Raw genomic sequence first — 3,602 nt, forward strand, 5'->3', positions numbered from 1 at the left:
TTATAATTAATAAATCCATAAGCTTCTGGCGTCACTATTAGGCTGCTGACATTATCTACATGCCCAAAATAAATATCCTGATACGCTCTAAGTCCTGCTATACTGCTTAGTTTATGATAATTTTTCTTACGGATAGTGAGATTCTGGAAACTAGTGCCAGTTTCTGTATAACCTTTATCTCTGATTAATGAAGCTATTGCTCCAATGCTAGGGACAACATAAGCGTTATTTCCAAGATAATGATTATATCCAAGTGATATGCTTCCATTATATAAATGTGATTTATATTTACCAGATGCCACTTCACTACCAAGCACATTTTTAGTTATAGCAGTATAACGTATCTTGCCACTTCTAATAGAACTCTCTGCATAAGAAATAGTACTATTTAAGTACCAATTATAATTTGGTATATTATATGCACTGTAAAGCGAGAACATATTAGTTCTTACTTTATCTATATTACCTATACTCTGGTCTTTTGGTCTTATACTAGTGTATGCATTTGTATATGCAATACCTAAAAGTATATTATCACATATAAGACTATCAAGCCCTATAGTATTACTATGTCCTTTTGTTTTATAACTACTGAAATATTCAGCATTCTTAGCACTTACTTTATCCTTACTATGATTTATTGAGGATCTAGCCCACATGCCATATTTACTCTCTTCATATATATTATCGTTACATCCACACATATCTTCATCACCAGCTGCAATAGCAGCTTGGCTCATGCCAAGGCCAGTATTTGATAATCTATTATGGATAGTATTCATAGCAACTTTATTGGTATCTGTAAGTGTTTGGTGTAATGCTACTTGCACTATAGCACTATCTCGCTCTTTTGGATGATCTAATATTCTAGAAAGCATCTCTTCTGCTTGTTCTTTATCTAATAAACCTATATTTTTCTTAAACTCCTCAGCATCACTATTTGTTGTTACATGCTTTAATTCTTGCATAAACATATTATCTTGTGCAGAATCAAAAACATAATCAGTATCTATGACATTGTTTGAATCATCATACGCATATAAAGTCAAAGCACTTGCGTCTAACTTCCACTTCACAAACTTATTTTGTTCACCACTACTATCAAGTATAATCTGATGCTCTGGATCATTTAATGGAACTATATTACTCCCATCCTCCGCCAAAATAATATTATATATAGTATTATCAGCTATTTTGCTGATGTCACTATTAATAAATGATAATTTTACTATTAATTCACTCACATTTGATAAATCTAAGGTGCTACCTGGTGCAAGTATTATATTACCACCAGATAAACTAGATTCATCATATGTAGTATTTATCATGAGCTGATTAGTAAAGATATTTATACCAGATAATGTCAATATCTTATTATCAAGTATAATACTGCTATTACTCGCACTTATATTACCTGCTATTGATATATTATCTGATACTTGGATATTAGAACTATTGACATTAATAGTACTTGCACTTACATCGCCATTAAATATTACATTTGATCCATGAGATATATCTATATTATTGCCACTTGATAATGTCTTATTAAATTTAGTATCGCCATTTATAGTAATGTTGCCCTGACTATTTACAGTATCTGCAAAATATGTACTGCCACTCGCCTTTATACCGCCTTTAGTATGTACTGTACCTTGAAACTTCGTAATAACATTATCTTGATCAAAATTAATAGTATTATGTACATTTGTATTCGCTGGTGCAAATAATGAGAACGATGATAATGCGTCGCTACTGGTAGTATTAGCTAAAATATTATTACATGCAACATTACCTGCAAATAATGCTTCCCCTGAGGTCTTAATATCTCCGATACTATTAATACTTCCATTAAACTCTGTATTAGCACCACTTGCTATATTGCCAACTGGACTAGTGCTTGAGCCAATGTTGCCGTTTATAATATTATTATTAGTAAGATTTAAATTGACTGGCTGACCGCCTGTTATATTCATACCTCCTACATATTTCATATTAGAGGGGAATGCGATTGTTCCACTACCGTTACCTTGGAGTTCTGTTATAGAGTAATCACCTGAAGTCTTAAATGTTACATCTCCTGCTCCTGCTTTCAGCATTGTAAGATTTGTTACTACTCCATCAATAGCCCCTTTGCCTTCGAAATTAATTGTACCATTATTACCTCCCGTACTATTAACATTGCCGGTAATCTTTTGCCCATCTGATATATTTATTATGGCGGCATTGTTTTGAAAATCTACATTACCATCAATATTGCCGATTGCAGTTAGTGTTGTATTGGTTGCAAAAGATAAATTAGAGTGTACATCTGCAAGTGTAATTGTAGGCACATTAAGCTCAAGATCAGTAGTATGGATAGTAGATTCAATATTAAGAACGCCCTCTCCTGATAATTCAAGTTGCTTAAGTTTATGCACATCTGTTCCAAGTGAACCACCTTTAACAGTAAGCGTGCTACCTGTACTTGCTGATAACTCAACTCTTGCAAAATCATCCTTACCTGAATCAAGATCCCGAAGTAATGTAATGCTGCGGTCATTACCGCCTGCACCGCTACTTACATTTGATAATTTGACAGTAGCATTCTCATCTATAAAGTTAATACTTTGACCTGAACCTAAAATATCTAAGTTCTGATTAGCCATATTAGATACATCAATAGCATAAATAGCTGAAGGAGGGGCAATACGCATAGAATCAGCTGCAGTCAATTGTGCTTTAGATCTAGACAAATTATTAAGTACCTCTACATCATCTAATCTGTTTAAATATGCAGTAGGAGATGTAGTACCAATATTAATATTTGGAATTTTTGCTGTGCTGCAACTCTTATCAGTAAAATTGGAGCCAGATACAATATTTAACTGAGAGACACTACTTGCATCCATACTATCTTGCATAGTAACAATGCCTTGCGTTTCAACTATAGCAATTTCGTTACCAGGAACACCTATGGTGGTTGGGGCATTATCGCCTGTAATAGTCAGCCCTTGAGTACCGCCATTAAGCAATAATATGCCACCGCCTCCTACATCCCCTGCAAGATTTGCTGCAAATGACGCTACTCTCGCATCATTGTTACTTGTATTGTCTATTTGAAAAGTAGAGTTAGCTCCTAAGAACTTAATGCCATTACCCCCAGGAGCTAGTAATGTTTTATTGCCACTTGCAAGATCTATAGCAAGTATCTTATTATCAGATATATTGATGCTTCCTACTTCAAGATCTATCATTGTTAATTTTGGTAAATTCACATCTAATGTAGCATTTTCGGCATTTTGAATTGGAGTCTTTAAAATATATGCTTTATCACCAGAAAAATTAATTGTTGCAGCTTGACTGTTACAATCTATAGCACCAGATATGCCAGTGGTCACTAAAGTTCCTGCATCATTAAATGTTACGTTACCAATGATGCCTTTATCTGCTACTAAACTACCATCTGCACTAAATAGTACATTACTAGTAAGCATGCTACTCGCTGTAACATTAGCTCCGGCATTAGCTACCTCTATAGTCTGAGCATTTGCTGCAGGAATGCTACTCGCTCCAGCCCCACTAAACTTTAGCTTAGTAAGCATATTAGTAGCACCAATAGT

1 protein-coding gene is annotated in these 3,602 nt (G+C 34.3%); it reads right to left on the bottom strand.

From position 1 onward, the window contains the following. Window positions 1–3,584, bottom strand: a 3,584-nt coding sequence (locus KYQ89_RS00580) for an autotransporter outer membrane beta-barrel domain-containing protein (protein ID WP_218459868.1), incomplete at its 3' end; no start/stop codon positions are given. Window positions 3,585–3,602: the final 18 nt, after the last annotated feature.

Source organism: Rickettsia sp. TH2014 (assembly GCF_019249195.1).
In the GTDB taxonomy this organism is placed as follows: Bacteria; Pseudomonadota; Alphaproteobacteria; order Rickettsiales; family Rickettsiaceae; genus Rickettsia; species Rickettsia felis.